This is a genomic window from Salicola sp. AFF1 (assembly GCF_056783195.1).
In genome coordinates this window covers 1-264 of the sequence record NZ_JBXAYL010000182.1, presented here as the reverse complement: position 1 = coordinate 264, position 264 = coordinate 1, and the positions used below count along the sequence as shown (strand labels likewise).

The window sequence follows — 264 nt, the reverse complement described above, 5'->3', positions numbered from 1 at the left end:
CCCCGCGCCGCGTCCGCCGTCGCCGCCCAAAGGCTCGCGCGGGCCAGCGCATGAGCGTCGGTGAACTGAGCGAGGCAATGGTCGTAGAGGTTGGTGGTGCCGGGAAATCGGAAGGCCGCTCCGTCCGCTTTCGTGAGCGCGGCATACGCGCCGATGACGGTCGCGATGTTCATCGCGTTGCCGGCTGCATCCCCCACTACCACGTCGGGTCGCAGGATCGTCCAGTCCGGGCCACCGGCCTCGCTGCGGCGGCGGAGCTCGTCC

At 70.8% G+C, this 264-nt stretch carries 1 pseudogene; it reads right to left on the bottom strand.

Annotated elements, in window-relative coordinates:
* Positions 1-264 (bottom strand): annotated as a pseudogene (locus AC1RQI_RS17255) (NAD-dependent epimerase); the annotation flags it as partial.